This is a genomic window from Streptomyces sp. NPDC002994, assembly GCF_040611155.1.
Taxonomy (GTDB): Bacteria; Actinomycetota; Actinomycetes; order Streptomycetales; family Streptomycetaceae; genus Streptomyces.
This window is the reverse complement of sequence record NZ_JBEXNQ010000034.1, coordinates 74,918-89,507: the sequence shown is the minus strand read 5'-3', so window position 1 is coordinate 89,507 and position 14,590 is coordinate 74,918. Positions and strand designations below refer to the sequence as shown.

The window sequence follows — 14,590 nt, the reverse complement described above, 5'->3', positions numbered from 1 at the left end:
CTGGAAAATCCAGCCCCTCCGGCGTTTGAGGAGCGGGGTCTGGGGCGGAGCCCCAGAAAGCCCCCGGCCACTTCAGCCCGTCCGGCGATTGAGGACCGGGGCCTGGGGCGGAGCCCCAGAAAGCCCGCCGCAGGCGCGCAAAAGGGCCGGGCCCCAGGGGAAGAATCCCCGGGGGCCCGGCCCTCAGCCTGCCGACGGCTACGCGCTCAGCGCGCGCAAACGCCCGTCAGTTGTCGTCCTCGTCGATCAGGAACCCACGCATCGGCGACGGCGCCTGCTGCATCGGCTGCGGCGCCTGCGGCCGAACCGGAGCCATCGGCTGAGTCATCGCCGGCGACATCTGCTGCTGGCCGCCGTACGACGGACCGTTCGACGACTGGCCACCGTGACCGCCCATCGACGGGTTGCCACCCATGGAGTGCCCCATCGAACCCGCACCGGCCTGCGCCATGGAACCGCTCATCTGCGGAGCCGGCGGCAGCGACGCGGTCGCCGGAGTCCGCGGCGGAGCCAGCGAGTCGTCCGCCTGGGTCTCCAGCTGACGCAGCTGGCTCTCCAGGTAGGACTTCAGGCGGGTCCGGTACTCGCGCTCGAAGCCACGCAGGTCCTCGACCTTGCGCTCCAGCGTCGCGCGGGCCGACTCCAGCGAGCCCATCGCCACGCGGTGCTTCTCCTGCGCGTCCCGCTCCAGCGCGTCCGCCTTCGCACGGGCGTCCCGCTCCAGACCCTCGGCGCGGCTGCGCGCCTCACCGACGATCTTGTTGGCCTCGGAACGGGCCTCAGCGATCGCCTGGTCGGCGGTCTGCTGCGCCAGCGAGAGCACACGAGCGGCGCTGTCGCCGCCGGGGCCCTGGCCGGGCTGCGGGAGCTGCGGACCGTGGCCGCCCATGGGGCCGCCCATCGGACCGCCCATGGAGCCCTGGCCCATCTGGCCCTGCCCCATCTGCTGGCCCATCTGGCCCTGCATCTGGCCCTGACCCATGGGGCCCTGCCCCATCGGACCGTGCTGGCCCTGCTGACCCTGACCGTGCTGACCGGGGCCGAGCTGGCCCTGGCCCATCTGACCCTGACCGTGCTGGCCCTGCTGCTGGTGACCACTGGGGCCCGCGGGCAGCTGCGGCGCACCACCGGGCAGCTGGGGCGGACCCATCTGCGGGGGCTGCTGCTGGACCGGCGGGCCGGATATGGCCGCAGGCACGGGCGCGCCGGGACGATCCTGCTGCTCCGGCGGCTTGCGCATACCCTGCTGCTGCTGGTTCTGCGCGGCGGCACGCGTCGCGGCGGCCAGCTTGGCGCGCAGGTCCTCGTTCTCGCGCAGCAGGCGCGTCAGTTCGGCTTCGACCTCATCGAGGAAGGCATCGACCTCGTCCTCGTCATAGCCTTCTCGGAGGCGGACGGTCGTGAACTGCTTGTTCCGCACGTCCTCGGGGGTCAACGGCATCTCTTCTTCACCTCTACGTAGTCGTCGGCAGTCGGCAAGACCGTATCGCTCACAGCCTGACCACGATGGTGATCAAGATGTAGACGATGATCATCAGAACGAAGAAGGACAGGTCGAGTGCCACGCCCCCGAGACGCAGCGGCGGAATGAACCGCCGCAGAAGCTTGAGCGGTGGATCGGTGACAGTGTAGGTGGCCTCCAGAACGACCACCATCGCCTTGCCGGGTTCCCATGAGCGGGCGAACTGGAAGACGTAATCCATGACCAGCCGGAAGATCAGCACGATGAGGAAACACATCAGCGCGATGTAGATCACGTCCAGTGCCACACTCATCTCGTGCTTCCCTCTCCCCGTGCTCTCACAACTCCGGCCTGCCGGCCGGGTTCGTTCCCGTTGTCATGTCTCAGCTCTGGTTGAAGAAACCGCCCTCTGCGATACGGGCCTTGTCCTCCGCCGTGACATCGACGTTAGCAGGCGACAACAGGAACACCTTCTGCGTCACTCGCTCAATGCTGCCATGCAGGCCGAAGACGAGTCCCGCCGCAAAGTCGACAAGTCGCTTCGCATCCGTGTCGTCCATCTCGGTCAGGTTCATGATCACCGGTGTGCCCTCGCGGAAGTGTTCCCCGATGGTACGGGCCTCGTTGTAGGTCCGGGGGTGCAGCGTGGTGATGCGGTAGGGCTCCCGCTCGGACACAACCTTGGGCATGATCACCGGTGCGTTCTTCTCCAGTTTCGGTCGTTCAGGTGTGATGGATGCCACGGGGGCAATACGTGCGGGTCGTCCGATTTCCGCGGAAAGCGGAGCGACGTGGGGCGCAGGTTCGCGCTGCGCGGGCGGCTGCACCGCGCGGACCGGCTCTTCGTGCCGCTCCTGGTGCGCGGGCTGGTGCCGGCGGTGCTCCCGCTCGGGCTCCGGCTCGGGCTCGAAATCGTCATCGGGATCGAAACCCCGGCCGTCGTACCCATCGTCCTCCACGAGGCCGAGGTAGACCGCCATCTTGCGCATCGCGCCGGCCATTCTCTGAGTCCTCCGCTCTGTGGTGGATCGCCCTTGCTGCCAATGTCGCAGCGTCACCAAGTCCCGCGATCCACTCGGCCCGCCCACCTATCAGTGGGAATGACCATATTTTCTGCTGTGGTCCGACTTGCTTCGCGACGTTACCCGAGCCTGGGGCGGACTCCGAGCACCGCAGTACCGACGCGTACATGTGTCGCTCCGGCGGCCACGGCCTGCTCAAGGTCCGCACTCATTCCCGCGGAGACCATGTTCGCAGCAGGATGGGCGGCGCGCAGGCTGGATGAGAATTCCATCAGCCGCTCGAACGCAGCCTGTTCGCGTCCGGCGTACGGTCCGGCGAGCGGCGCGACCGTCATCAGCCCGCCGAGCCTCAGGCCCGGCGCGTCGGCCACCTTCGCGGCCAACTCCTCGATGCCGTCGGGCGCGACGCCGCCGCGCTCCCCCCGCTCGCCCGACTCCGCGTCGAGGGCGACCTGAATGAGGCAGTCCAGTTCGCGCCCGGCCCGCACCGCCGCCGTCGACAGCGCCGTAACGAGCTTCGCGCGGTCGACTGACTGCACAACATCGGCGTAACTCGCAACAGAACGGACCTTATTGGTCTGAAGCTGTCCGACGAAGTGCCAGCTGACCGGCAGGTCCGCGGACTCGGCCGCCTTGGGGGCCGCCTCCTGGTCCTTGTTCTCCGCGACATGGCGTACGCCGAGCTCGGCGAGCAGGCGCACATCGCTCGCCGGGTACGTCTTGGTGACCACGATCAGGGTCACCTCCTCACGCGCCCGCCCCGCGGCGGCACACGCGGCGGAGATACGTTCCTCCACCTGCGCCAGATTTGCGGCGAGTTGAGCCTTACGGTCCGTCATGTCCTACCTATCCAGCCAGACATATCCGGCGAGCCGCCCCGTGGTGCGGTCCCGGCGGTACGAGAAGTGGTCGCGCGACTCCAGCGTGCAGACCGGCGACTGCCACCGGTCGCGTACGCCGAGCGCTTCGAGCTGGGCGTGCACTCCGGCGGTCACGTCGACGGCCGGTGTCCCCCAGCTGGTCTCCGACCAGGCCGCCGGCACGGCTTCCGCGACTTCGGCCCGCATCCGCTCCGGTACTTCGTAACAGCGCCCGCAGACGGCGGGCCCCGTACGCGCGGTGATACGGGAAGGATCGGCGCCCAGTGTGATCATCGCCTCGACGGCGGCGGGAACGACCCCCGCGACCATGCCGGGGCGTCCGGCATGTGCGGCGGCCGCGACACCGGCGACCGGGTCGGCCAGCAGAACGGGCGTGCAGTCCGCGGTGAGTACGGCGAGCGCGAGTCCGCGCCGGGCGGTCACGACCGCGTCGACGGGAGGAATTCCCGCGTCGCCCCACGGCCCTTCGACCACGGCCACGTCCCGCCCGTGCACCTGGTTCATCCAGACGACCAGGTCCGGGTCGAGACCGAGCGACTTGGCCGCGAGCTCCCGGTTGCCGAGCACGGCGGCGGGGTCGTCTCCGACCGCGCCGCCGAGATTGAGCTCTTCGTACGGAACGGCGCTCACCCCGCCCCACCTGTCGGTGAAGGCGAAGTGGGCGCCGCCCACGTGTATCGCGTCGTGCCGCACTGTCACTTCAAGAAGTCCGGGACATCCAGCTCTTCGGCCTGGCTGTCCTGGTGGTACGGACGGGCCGGCGGCACGTGCGTCGCCGACGGGACCGGCGTGCTCGGCAGCTCGTGCGCCGGGGCCGCCTCGGCCTGGGCCGGGGCCGGCTCCTCGCGCTCGCGCGGCGGGACCGTACCGATGCCGCCGGCCGGCCGCGAGGTCTCGGCGGGCCGGGACGGTGCGGGCTCCTCGCGCTTGGCGGCCGCCCCCGAGCTGGCGCCCAGCACGTTCTCGCGGCGGGCCGGCGGCTGTCCGCCGTCGAAGCCCGCGGCGATGACGGTGACCCGTACCTCGTCGCCCAGCGCGTCGTCGATGACCGCGCCGAAGATGATGTTGGCCTCGGGGTGGGCGGCCTCGCTCACCAGCTGCGCGGCCTCGTTGATTTCGAAGAGGCCGAGGTCCGAGCCACCCGAGATGGAGAGCAGCACGCCACGGGCGCCGTCGATGGAGGCTTCCAGGAGCGGCGAGGAGATCGCCATCTCCGCTGCCGCCACCGCGCGGTCGTCGCCGCGCGCCGACCCGATGCCCATGAGGGCCGAACCGGCCTCCGACATGACCGACTTGACGTCGGCGAAGTCGAGGTTGATCAGACCCGGAGTCGTAATGAGATCGGTGATGCCCTGAACACCGCTCAGCAGGACCTGGTCCGCCGACTTGAAGGCATCCAGCACGCTGACCTGACGGTCCGAGATGGACAGCAGCCGGTCGTTCGGGATGACGATGAGGGTGTCGACCTCTTCGCGGAGCTCGGCGATGCCGTCCTCCGCCTGGTTCGCGCGGCGCCGGCCCTCGAAGGTGAACGGGCGGGTGACCACACCGATCGTGAGGGCGCCGAGCGAGCGCGCGATGTTGGCGACGACGGGTGCGCCACCGGTTCCGGTGCCACCGCCTTCGCCTGCCGTGACGAAGACCATGTCGGCCCCCTTGAGGACCTCCTCGATCTCCTCGCGGTGGTCCTCTGCCGCCTTGCGGCCGACTGCCGGGTTGGCTCCGGCGCCGAGGCCGCGGGTCAGTTCACGTCCGACGTCGAGCTTGACGTCGGCGTCGCTCATCAACAGAGCTTGCGCGTCGGTGTTGATCGCGATGAACTCGACGCCCTTGAGACCGACCTCGATCATTCGGTTGATGGCATTGACACCACCGCCGCCGACACCGATGACCTTGATGACTGCGAGGTAGTTCTGCGGTGCTGCCACGTCGAAGGCCTCTCGCCTCGAGTTACGTGCCGCCGCGGGGTTGCAGCGCCGCGACGACTGATGCCGATTGGGACGGTCCGAACGCCGACCCGAACCCTAACGGTGAAGTTTAGGGTTACCAGTGTGTCTGTTCCTTGGACTCTCCGAACAGGACACTAAGTCGACAAGTGGCGCACGTTCAACGAACACGCCGAACCTCCCGTTTTTCTTTTCACCCTATGTGATCACCCATATCGCTGGCCAACCAGGGTGCTGGCCAGCGCGTATGACCGTCAACTCCCCGACGCGGCGGGCGCGGTGGGCGCACTCACATTGAAGTGCCCGGCCCCCGGAGCTGCTTTCATGAGCGCCGTCAGTGCGCGCGCCTTGGCCTCACCCTGCTCGGCGCTGCCCCAGATGACAGTACGGTCCCCGTGGAGCCCCAGGGTGATGGAGTCGTACGAGCCGACCTGGATGGTGCGTACGTCGAAGGACACCGCGTCCGGCAGGTCGCCCGTGACCCGTACCGCCTCACGGAGCAGCCGGTCGGCGCCGAAGCGGCGCAGACTCGGGGAGTCGCCGGACACCAATTCCAGCAGCGGCACGCCCGCGGGCGCCTTGGCGACCGTGGCGAACCGCACACTCTCCTCGTCCACTTCGATGAAGTTTGCGCCCTTTTTCATGAGCAGTACCGGCTTTCGCTCGGTCACTTTCAGACCGATGCCGTGCGGCCATGAACGAACGACTTCCACCGAGTCGATACGGGGCAATTTCCGGCGCAGCCGGTCCTCGATGTCGTCCGTGTCGACTGAGATCAGTGGCGCCCCGACCGGGACGGCCGCGGCGTCCAGTACCTCATCGGACGTCAGAACCTGTGTGCCCGACGCCTTCACCTGCTCCACGCGCAGCCAGGAAGAGCCGTAAAGCACCCAGATTCCGCCCCCCGTACCCAGCACCGCCAGGACGAGCACCAGGATCAGGACGCCACGCCCGGGCAGCCGGAAGCGGCGGCCGGCTCCACCCCGATCAGTCCCGCCGTGCGGCGGGCGGGCCGCCGACGACCCCTGCGCCTGTCGTTCACCGCGCTGGGCGGTCGTCGGTCCGGCCACTGCCTGTCGCCTCCTGGGCCCTGCGTCGGTGGGCCGTTCAGCCGGCCCTGCGTGCGGCGATCGCCTCGTACACCATGCCGACGAGGAGGTCGTCGGCGTCCCGGCGGCCGAACTCGGCGGCGGCGCGGGACATCTCGAAGAGCCGGTGCGGGTCCGCGAGCACCGGGAGCACCTGGCTCTGCACCCACTCGGGCGTCAGCTGCGCGTCGTCGACCAGCAGGCCGCCTCCGGCGTTGACCACCGGCTGGGCGTTGAGCCGCTGTTCGCCGTTGCCGATGGGCAGCGGGACGTACGCGGCGGGCAGCCCGACGGCGGAGAGTTCGGCGACGGTCATCGCGCCCGCGCGGCAGAGCATCATGTCGGCCGCGGCGTACGCGAGGTCCATCCGGTCCACGTACGGTACCGGGATGTACGGCGGCATCCCGGGCATGTTGTCCACCCGCGGCAGTTCGTTCTTGGGGCCGACCGCGTGCAGGATCTGGATGCCGGAGCGCTGGAGCACCGGCGCGACCTGCTGGATCACCTCGTTGAGGCGCCTGGCGCCCTGCGAGCCGCCGGAGACCAGCAGCGTCGGCAGGTTCGGGTCGAGACCGAAGGCGGCACGCGCCTCGGGGCGGACCCGGGCCCGGTCCAAGGTGGCGATGGTGCGGCGCAGCGGGATGCCGATGTAGCGGGCGCCGCGCAGCTTGCTGTCGGGGGTGGAGACGGCCACGGCGTGCGCGTAGCGCGAGCCGATCTTGTTGGCCAGACCCGGCCTGGCGTTGGCCTCGTGGACGATGATCGGTACGCCGAGGCGCTTGGCCGCGAGGTAGCCGGGCAGGGCGACGTAACCGCCGAAGCCGACGACGCAGTCCGCCTTCGTACGCTCCAGGATCTGCTCGGCGGCCTTGATGGTGCCGCGCAGCCGCCCGGGAACGGTGATCAGTTCGGGGGTGGGCCTGCGGGGCAGCGGCACCGCCGGGATCAGCCCGAGTTCGTAGCCGCGCTCGGGTACGAGCCTGGTCTCAAGTCCGCGCTCTGTGCCGAGGGCTGTGATGCCCACGGAAGGGTCCTGCCTCCGCAGTGCGTCCGCGAGGGCAAGCGCGGGCTCGATGTGGCCGGCGGTCCCCCCACCGGCGAGTACGACATGCACCGAAATTCACCGCTCTCCGGACGGACGCTTCTTGACGCGCCGTCTCATCGTCTTCCATCTCACCCCGGCCCCTTTGCCAAGGACTGTCCTTCGCATGGCCAGGGCGGCCTTCGCAGCGGGATCCTCTCGCGCGAAGGCGATCAGCAACCCTACGGCGAACATGGTCGGCAACAGGGACGAGCCCCCGTAGGAGAACAGCGGGAGCGGGACCCCGGCGATCGGCAGCAGGCCGAGCACCGCACCGATATTGACCACGGCCTGAGCCGTGATCCAGGTGGTCACACCTCCCGCGGCGTACCTCACGAAGGGGTCCTCCGTGCGTCCGGCCACGCGGATACCCGCATAGCCTAGAGCCGCGAAGAGGGCGAGTACCGACAGCGTCCCCGCCAGACCCAGTTCCTCACCGGTGATGGCAAAGATGAAGTCGGTGTGCGGCTCGGGGAGTTGACCCCATTTCTCCACACTTGCACCCAGCCCGGAACCGAACCATCCGCCCGACGCCAGAGCATAGATTCCATGCACCGCCTGCCAGCATTCACCCTTGGGACCGAGGTCGGTCGCGCCGGTGCAGGCCAGCCGCGACATCCGGTTGGGGTTGCTGCTGATGAGGACGAAGCCGACGAAGGCCGCGAAGCCGAGCACGCCGGCGAAGAGCCGGGTAGGCGCTCCCGCGAGCCACAGCAGGCCGAAGAGGATCGCGGTGAGGAGGATCGCCGTACCCATGTCGCCGCCGAGCATGATCAGGCCGAGCAGCAGGAAGGCCACGGGAACCAGCGGCACCAGCATGTGCTTCCACTGGGTCAGCAGCCGCTTCTCCTGCTTGCGGGCGAGCAGGTCGGCCCCCCACAGGACGAGCGCCAGCTTGCCGAACTCGCTGGGCTGGAGCATGAACGGGCCGCCCAGCGAGATCCAGTTCTGGTTGCCGCCGATCGCCACTCCTATCCCGGGGATCTGGACGAGCACCATCAGGAAGATGGACACGGCCAGCAGCGGGTACGAGAGCGCGCGGTGCAGCTTGGCGGGCATCCGGGAGGCTGCCAGCAGCAGAGCCGTGCCGATGAGCGCGGCGAGGAACTGCTTGCGGAAGAAGTACGACGCGGGCAGCGACAGCTCCAGCGCCTTGATCATCGACGCCGAGTAGACCATCACGAGGCCGAGCACGGTGATCAGCAGGGCGCTGCCCAGGATGAGGTAGTACGCCGTGAGAGGCCGGTCCCAGGTGCGGCGCGCCTGCTCGTACAGCCGGCGCGGACCGTTCTCACCGGGCGGTCTCGGCAGGAACGTGCCGCGGCGGCGCGTGGCGGCCGGACGGCGGGGAGTCCGCGTCCCGGCCGGCTGCGTCCTTGCCGTCCCGGCCCTCCCGGCTCCGGAGCGCCCGCGCAGCGCGGTGCGGCCGCGCGGGGCACTGTCGTCGGCCAACATCTCGGCGTCCCCTCCACTCATGAGCTGCGCCGACCGGTCCATGGCGCGGGGACCGGTCCGCTAGTCCCGCTCCGCGGCCAACTCGCGCACGGCATCGGCGAACGCCTCGCCGCGCTTGTTGTAGTTGGTGTACATGTCCATGGAGGCGCAGGCCGGGGCCAGCAGGACCGTGTCCCCGGGCCGGGCGAGCCGCGCCGCTTCCCGCACCGCCGCCGACATCGCCCCAGTGTCGGTCCGGTCGAGGTCGACCACCGGTACTTCGGGGGCGTGTCGCGCGAGGGCTTCGCGGATCAGCGCGCGGTCGGCGCCGATGAGGACGACGCCACGCAGTCGCTTTGCCGACTTCTCGACGAGCTCGTCGAAGGTGGCGCCCTTGGCGAGGCCGCCCGCGATCCACACGATCGGGTCGTACGCCGCCAGGGAGGCCTCGGCGGCATGGGTGTTGGTGGCCTTGGAGTCGTCGACGTACGCGACACCGGCGACGTCCGCGACATGCTCGATGCGGTGCGCGTCGGGCCGGAAGGCGCGCAGTCCGTCGCGTACGGCGGCGGGCGCGACGCCGTAGGCACGGGCCAGGGCCGCGGCCGCCAGGGCGTTGGCGATGTTGTGCGGGGCCGGCGGATTGACGTCCGCCACCTCGGCCAGCTCCTGGGCGTTCTTCTGGCGGTTCGTGACGAAGGCGCGGTCGACCAGGATGCCGTCGACGACGCCGAGTTGGGAGGGCGCGGGCGGGCCGAGGGTGAAGCCGATCGCGCGGCAGCCCTCCTCGACGTCGGCTTCGCGGACCAGGTCCTCGGTCGCCGGGTCGGCCACGTTGTAGACGCAGGCGACCTGGTTGCCCTGGTAGATCCGGCCCTTGTCGGCGACGTACGCCTCCATCGAGCCGTGCCAGTCGAGGTGATCCGGGGCGAGGTTCAGCACGGCCGCCGAGTGGGCGCGCAGCGAGGGCGCCCAGTGCAGCTGGTAACTGGAGAGCTCAACGGCCAGTACGTCATACGGCTCGTCGCCGAGGACGGCGTCCAGCAGGGATACGCCGATGTTGCCGACGGCGGCGGTACGCAGGCCCGCGGCCTCCAGGATGGAGGCCAGCATGCGTACGGTCGTGGTCTTGCCGTTGGTGCCGGTGACCGCGAGCCAGGGGGCAGCGTTCGGCCCCCGGAGCCGCCAGGCCAGCTCGACGTCGCCCCAGATCTCCACGCCCGCCTCGGCGGCGGCCAGGAAGAGCGGTTTGTCGGGCTTCCAGCCGGGTGCGGTGACGATCAGCTCGGTGCCCTCGGGGAGGGTCGCGCCGTCGCCCAGGCGCACGGTGACGCCCAGGGCTTCGAGTTCGGCCGCCTGGGCGCGGGATCGCTCGTCGTCACCGTCGTTGACGACGGTGACGTGTGCCCCCAGGCCCCGCAGCACACGTGCCGCGGGGATCCCGGAGACGCCAAGACCCGCGACGGTCACCCGCTTGCCGGTCCAGGTCACTTCTGTCACTTGTCGGCCGCCCAGCCCGCGTAGAAGAGCCCGAGGCCGATGATCACGCACATGCCCTGGATGATCCAGAAGCGGACCACCACAAGGACTTCGGACCAGCCCTTGAGCTCGAAGTGATGCTGGAGCGGCGCCATCTTGAAGACGCGCTTGCCGGTCATCTTGAACGAGCCGACCTGGATCACGACGGACATCGTGATGAGGACGAACAGGCCGCCGAGGAGCGCCATCAGGAACTCGGTGCGCGAGCAGATCGCCAGACCCGCGAGCGCGCCGCCGAGGGCGAGCGAGCCGGTGTCACCCATGAAGATCTTGGCGGGCGAGGTGTTCCACCACAGGAAGCCGAAGCAGGCGCCCATCAGGGCCGCCGCGACGACCGCGAGGTCGAGTGGATCTCGTACCTCGAAACAGGCTTCCGGATTGGTCAGGCTCGGCGCGTCGGCGCAGGACTCCTGGAACTGCCACAGGCCGATGAAGGTGTACGCGCCGAAGACCATCACGGAGGCGCCGGTGGCGAGTCCGTCGAGGCCGTCGGTGAGGTTCACACCGTTCGACATCGCCAGGATCATGAACAGCGCCCACACCACGAACAGCACCGGGCCGATCGACCAGCCGAAGTCCTGGACGAAGGAGAGCCTGGTGGAGGCCGGGGCGTTGCCGCGGATGTCCTTGAACTGCAGGGCCAGCACCGCGAACGCGATGCCGACGATCAGCTGTCCGGCCATCTTCGCCTTGGCCCGCAGGCCCAGCGAACGCTGCTTGACGATCTTGATGTAGTCGTCGAGGAAGCCGACCAGGCCCATGCCCGCCATGAGGAAGAGCACCAGCAGGCCGGAGACGCTCGGCTTCTCGCCGGTGATCACCTTCGCCAGGGCGTACGCGATGAGCGTGGCCAGGATGAAGGCGATGCCGCCCATGGTCGGGGTGCCGCGCTTGCCGTGGTGGCCGCGCGGACCGTCGTCCCGGATGAACTGCCCGTATCCCTTGCGGGCCAGCAGTTTGATGAGCAGCGGGGTGCCGATCAGGGTCAGAAAGAGCCCGATGGCTCCCGCGAAGAGGATCTGCCTCATCGGCCGGAGACCTCGCCCTCGGTGCGGTGGTCGAGGAGCGCCTGCGCGACTCGCTCGAGACCGACCGACCTGGAAGCCTTCACCAGCACGACGTCTCCCGGACGCAGTTCACTGCGCAACAGGTCGACCGCCGCTTGCGCGTCGGACACGTGCACCGACTCCTCACCCCACGAACCCTCGTTGTAAGCGCCCAGCTGCAGCCAGGACGCTTCCCTGCCCCCGACTGCCACGAGCTTGCTGACGTTGAGCCGGACGGCGAGCCGTCCGACCGCGTCGTGCTCGGCGAGCGAATCGTCACCCAGCTCGGCCATGTGACCGAGCACCGCCCACGTACGACGCCCGACACCCATGGCCGCGAGCGCGCGCAGGGCGGCTCGCATGGATTCGGGATTCGCGTTGTAGGCGTCGTTGACGACCGTCACGCCGTCAGGACGCTCGGTGACCTCCATGCGCCAGCGGGAGAGGGTGCCCGCCTCGGAGAGCGCGGTGGCGATCTCGTCCACGGACATGCCCAGCTCATGGGCGACGGCGGCCGCGGCGAGCGCGTTCGACACGTGGTGCTCACCGTACAGCCGCATGGTCACGTCACTGCACCCGGTGGGTGTGCGAAGACTGAAGGCCGGCTGGCCATTCTCCGTGAGCCGGACATTCTCGGCGCGTACGTCCGCGTCCGCGGCCTCACCGAAGAGCACGACCCGGGCTTTTGTGCGGGATGCCATGGCGCGTACGAGCTGATCGTCGGCGTTGAGCACGGCGATCCCGCCCGCGTCCGCCGTCGGCAGCGCCTCGACCATCTCGCCCTTGGCCTCGGCGATCTGCTCGCGGCCGCCGAACTCGCCGATGTGGGCGGTGCCGACGTTCAGTACGAGTCCGATGCGCGGCGGGGTCAGCCCGGTGAGGTACCGGATGTGGCCGATGCCGCGCGCGCCCATCTCGAGGACCAGGTGCTCGGTTTCCTCGGTGGCGCGCAGTGCGGTGAGCGGGAGGCCGATCTCGTTGTTGAGGGAGCCGGGCGTCCAGACCGTAGGGGCCTTGCGATCGAGCAGCTGGGCGATCAGGTCCTTGGTGGACGTCTTGCCGGCCGAGCCGGTGAGCGCGACGACCTTCGTGCCGAGCCGTTCGACGACGGCCCGTGCCAGGGCGCCCAGTGCCTCGGTGACGTCGTCCACGACGATGGCGGGTACGCCCACGGGGCGGGTGGCCAGTACGGCTGCCGCACCGGAGGCGACGGCCCGCTCGGCGTAGTCGTGGCCGTCGACTTTCTCGCCCGCGAAGGCGGCGAAGAGGCTGCCTGGCTTCACTTCGCGCGAGTCGATGACTACGGGGCCGGTCACCCGCAGGGCGCTGTCCGGTATGTCGTGCGACTGCCCGCCGGTGATCTCGGCGATTTCGGCGAGGGAGAGTGCGATCACTTGGCCACCCCGCCGTCCTGGGTCAGTGCGGCGGCGCGGATCGCGGCGCGCAGCACCTGGCGGTCGTCGAAGGGGCGTACCACTCCGGCGATGTCCTGGCCCTGCTCGTGCCCCTTGCCCGCGACGAGCACGGTGTCACCGGGCTTGGCGCGGGCGACCGCGGCCGCGATGGCCGAGGCCCGGTCGGCGTCGACCAGGACGTCGCCGCGCTCGTGCGCGGGCACCTCGGCGGCGCCGGCGAGCATCGCGGCGAGGATCGCGAGAGGGTCCTCGGAACGTGGGTTGTCGGAGGTCAGTACGGCCGTGTCGGCGAGGCGGGCGGCGGCGGCGCCCATCGAGGGCCGCTTCTGCTTGTCGCGGTCGCCGCCGCAGCCGAGCACGATGTGCAGCTCGCCCTCGGTGACCTTGCGCAGCGCGCGCAGGACCGATTCGACAGCGTCCGTCTTGTGGGCGTAGTCGACGACGGCGAGGTACGGCTGGCCCGCGTCCACGCGCTCCAGGCGGCCCGGTACGCCGGGGACGGCGGCGATGCCGTCGGCGGCGGTCTGCGGGTCGACGCCCGCCACGGCGAGCGTGACGATCGCGGCGAGCGTGTTGGCGACGTTGAAGGGGCCGGCCAGCGGGGCGGTCGCGGTGATGCGCTCGTCCTTGGGGCCGATGGCCGTGAACGTACTGGTGAAGGGGCCGACCTCGACGCCCTCGGCGCGCCAGTCGGCGTCCGGGTGGCCCTCGGCGGAGAAGGAGGTGACCGGGACGCCGGACTCGGTGATGAGCCTGCGGCCGTACTCGTCGTCGAAGTTCACGACGCCGGTCCTGCTGCGCTCCGGGGTGAAGAGACGTGCCTTCGCCTGGAAGTAGTCCTCCATGTCGGAGTGGAATTCCATGTGCTCGGGGCTCAGGTTGTTGAAGACCGCGACGTCGAAGACGCAGCCGTCGACCCGGCCGAGCACCAGCGCGTGGCTGGAAACCTCCATGGCGACCGCCTCGACCCCGCGTTCGCGCATGACCGCGAAGAGGGCCTGGAGGTCGGTGGCCTCGGGCGTGGTGCGCTCGGACTTGATGCGCTCTTCGCCGATGCGCATCTCGACCGTACCGATCAGACCGGTCATCTTCCCGGCTGCCTGCAGACCGCCCTCGACGAGGTACGCCGTGGTGGTCTTGCCGGAGGTGCCGGTGATGCCGATCTGGAGGAGGCCGCTGCCCGGGTGGCCGTAGATCTCGGTGGCGAGCTCGCCCATCCGGCCGCGCGGGTCGTCGACGACCAGGGCCGGCAGGCCCGTGGCCTCGGCCCGGGCGGCGCCGGCCGGATCGGTGAGGATCGCGGCCGCGCCGAGACCCGCCGCCTGCGTGGCGAAGTCGGCGCCGTGGAGGCGCGCCCCTGGCAGGGCGGCGTACAGATCGCCTGGCCTCACCGCCCGGGAGTCGTGCGTGATACCGGTGACCTCGGCCGCGCTTTCCACGGCTCGGGGCTCGATACCCAGCCGTTCGGCCAGCTCCCCGAGGGGTGTCGGGCGGACCTGGACCGGCCGGGGCGCTCCGGGGTACGTCACCGGGGCGTCCTTCTGGGTGGTTTGGGACTGATCAGCGTGTGGCACGGCGGTGAGCGTACCGGGCGTACCCGGCCCCTCGCGAAACGAGGGGTGGGGGTCTTCGGAGTTCCCGGGGTTTCGGGTGATGGTTGTCACTGGTGGTCCTGA

At 70.0% G+C, this 14,590-nt stretch carries 13 protein-coding genes; all 13 read right to left on the bottom strand.

The features are described from left to right. Nucleotides 1-226: 226 nt before the first annotated feature. The 13 genes from ABZX79_RS33115 to ABZX79_RS33055 all read right to left on the bottom strand — a co-directional run bounded on the left by ABZX79_RS33115 (nucleotide 227) and on the right by ABZX79_RS33055 (nucleotide 14,578). Nucleotides 227-1,441: a DivIVA domain-containing protein gene (locus tag ABZX79_RS33115; RefSeq protein ID WP_355266138.1), complete on the bottom strand. Its 1,215-nt coding sequence runs from the start codon at nucleotides 1,439-1,441 to the stop codon at nucleotides 227-229. A gap of 49 nt (nucleotides 1,442-1,490) precedes the next feature. Then, entirely contained in the window at nucleotides 1,491-1,775 is a 285-nt protein-coding gene (locus tag ABZX79_RS33110) for a YggT family protein (protein WP_355266135.1), read from the bottom strand. 70 nt (nucleotides 1,776-1,845) lie between these two features. Continuing rightward, nucleotides 1,846-2,463 carry a cell division protein SepF gene (locus ABZX79_RS33105; protein ID WP_355266132.1) on the bottom strand — a complete coding sequence of 206 codons (618 nt, stop codon included), beginning with the start codon at nucleotides 2,461-2,463 and terminating at the stop codon, nucleotides 1,846-1,848. A gap of 140 nt (nucleotides 2,464-2,603) precedes the next feature. Then, nucleotides 2,604-3,323: a YggS family pyridoxal phosphate-dependent enzyme gene (locus tag ABZX79_RS33100; RefSeq protein WP_355266129.1), complete on the bottom strand. Its 720-nt coding sequence runs from the start codon at nucleotides 3,321-3,323 to the stop codon at nucleotides 2,604-2,606. A 3-nt stretch (nucleotides 3,324-3,326) separates the two neighbouring features. Further along, nucleotides 3,327-4,064 carry a peptidoglycan editing factor PgeF gene (gene pgeF, locus ABZX79_RS33095; protein ID WP_355266126.1) on the bottom strand — a complete coding sequence of 246 codons (738 nt, stop codon included), beginning with the start codon at nucleotides 4,062-4,064 and terminating at the stop codon, nucleotides 3,327-3,329. Next, on the bottom strand, nucleotides 4,061-5,293 hold the full coding sequence (gene ftsZ / locus ABZX79_RS33090; RefSeq protein WP_214977452.1) for a cell division protein FtsZ: 1,233 nt from the start codon (nucleotides 5,291-5,293) through the stop codon (nucleotides 4,061-4,063). Before ftsZ ends, pgeF begins: the two co-directional genes overlap by 4 nt. Nucleotides 5,294-5,565: 272 nt before the next feature. Beyond that, entirely contained in the window at nucleotides 5,566-6,381 is an 816-nt protein-coding gene (locus ABZX79_RS33085; RefSeq protein WP_355266123.1) for an FtsQ-type POTRA domain-containing protein, read from the bottom strand. 37 nt (nucleotides 6,382-6,418) lie between these two features. After that, entirely contained in the window at nucleotides 6,419-7,513 is a 1,095-nt protein-coding gene (murG, locus tag ABZX79_RS33080) for an undecaprenyldiphospho-muramoylpentapeptide beta-N-acetylglucosaminyltransferase (RefSeq protein ID WP_355266120.1), read from the bottom strand. 6 nt (nucleotides 7,514-7,519) lie between these two features. Then, the gene (gene ftsW, locus ABZX79_RS33075) at nucleotides 7,520-8,935 is read right to left on the bottom strand and encodes a putative lipid II flippase FtsW (protein WP_355266145.1); all 1,416 of its coding nucleotides are present in this window, start codon (nucleotides 8,933-8,935) and stop codon (nucleotides 7,520-7,522) included. Between the two features lie 60 nt (nucleotides 8,936-8,995). Further along, nucleotides 8,996-10,414, bottom strand: coding sequence for a UDP-N-acetylmuramoyl-L-alanine--D-glutamate ligase (gene murD / locus ABZX79_RS33070; protein ID WP_355266117.1), 1,419 nt, complete (start codon nucleotides 10,412-10,414; stop codon nucleotides 8,996-8,998). Continuing rightward, nucleotides 10,411-11,481, bottom strand: a complete 1,071-nt coding sequence (mraY, locus tag ABZX79_RS33065) for a phospho-N-acetylmuramoyl-pentapeptide-transferase (RefSeq protein ID WP_215126253.1) — start codon at nucleotides 11,479-11,481, stop codon at nucleotides 10,411-10,413. The genes murD and mraY overlap by 4 nt, the downstream gene beginning before the upstream one ends. Then, the gene (gene murF, locus ABZX79_RS33060) at nucleotides 11,478-12,893 is read right to left on the bottom strand and encodes a UDP-N-acetylmuramoyl-tripeptide--D-alanyl-D-alanine ligase (RefSeq protein WP_355266114.1); all 1,416 of its coding nucleotides are present in this window, start codon (nucleotides 12,891-12,893) and stop codon (nucleotides 11,478-11,480) included. Before murF ends, mraY begins: the two co-directional genes overlap by 4 nt. Next, nucleotides 12,890-14,578 (bottom strand): UDP-N-acetylmuramoyl-L-alanyl-D-glutamate--2,6-diaminopimelate ligase, encoded by a 1,689-nt coding sequence (locus tag ABZX79_RS33055; protein WP_355266111.1) that lies wholly within the window; start codon nucleotides 14,576-14,578, stop codon nucleotides 12,890-12,892. The genes murF and ABZX79_RS33055 overlap by 4 nt, the downstream gene beginning before the upstream one ends. Between the last annotated feature and the right edge of the window lie 12 nt (nucleotides 14,579-14,590).

What these genes read in the sequence shown, in the direction of transcription:
- mraY (WP_215126253.1), bottom strand. Translation starts at nt 11,481, where the DNA reads ATGAGGCAGATCCTCTTCGCGGGAGCCATCGGGCTCTTTCTGACCCTG.
- ABZX79_RS33105 (WP_355266132.1), bottom strand. Translation starts at nt 2,463, where the DNA reads ATGGCCGGCGCGATGCGCAAGATGGCGGTCTACCTCGGCCTCGTGGAG.
- ABZX79_RS33115 (WP_355266138.1), bottom strand. Translation starts at nt 1,441, where the DNA reads ATGCCGTTGACCCCCGAGGACGTGCGGAACAAGCAGTTCACGACCGTC.
- ABZX79_RS33110 (WP_355266135.1), bottom strand. Translation starts at nt 1,775, where the DNA reads ATGAGTGTGGCACTGGACGTGATCTACATCGCGCTGATGTGTTTCCTC.
- ftsW (WP_355266145.1), bottom strand. Translation starts at nt 8,935, where the DNA reads ATGTTGGCCGACGACAGTGCCCCGCGCGGCCGCACCGCGCTGCGCGGG.
- ABZX79_RS33100 (WP_355266129.1), bottom strand. Translation starts at nt 3,323, where the DNA reads ATGACGGACCGTAAGGCTCAACTCGCCGCAAATCTGGCGCAGGTGGAG.